The 512-nt window shown below is 75.0% G+C and carries 1 protein-coding gene; it reads right to left on the reverse strand.

Annotated elements, in window-relative coordinates:
* A partial coding sequence (locus D5S19_RS04480) for a universal stress protein (RefSeq protein ID WP_147397338.1) occupies positions 1-442 on the reverse strand: 442 nt, incomplete at its 3' end.
* Positions 443-512: the final 70 nt, after the last annotated feature.

Below are 512 nucleotides of genomic sequence, written 5' to 3' on the forward strand. Positions count from 1 at the left end.
CCGGCATCCGGCCCCGCACCACCACAACCGGGCACCGCGCGTGCGCGACCAGCCCGACCGCGGTCGAACCCACCAGCAGACCCGTGAACCCACCCAGACCCCGGGAACCCAGCACAGCCAGTTCGGCGTCGCGGCTCTCCCGCCGCAGGACCCCGACCGGGCTTCCCTCGGCGACGAGCCGCTCGACCGGCAACGACGGCCATCGTCGCAGCACCACGGCCTCCGCCTCGGCCAGCCACCCATCAGCCTGCCGCCGGAACCCCGAACGCACCCCCCGCACCCCCGGACCGGTGACCCCCGGCGACGGGATCATGTACGCGTGCACCAACCGCAGCACCAAGCCCCGCCGTGCCGCCTGCTCGGCGGCCCAGACCACGGCGTGACACGCCGACACCGAACCGTCGACGCCCGCCACCACGACGCCCCGGTCACTTTCGGACACGATGGGTCCCTCCCCCCGCCTGCCGCTGCGCACGCTGCCGCTCGGACCGCTCCCGATCGTGCTCGTCCGG

This window comes from Amycolatopsis panacis, assembly GCF_003600245.1.
Classification (GTDB): Bacteria; Actinomycetota; Actinomycetes; order Mycobacteriales; family Pseudonocardiaceae; genus Amycolatopsis; species Amycolatopsis sulphurea.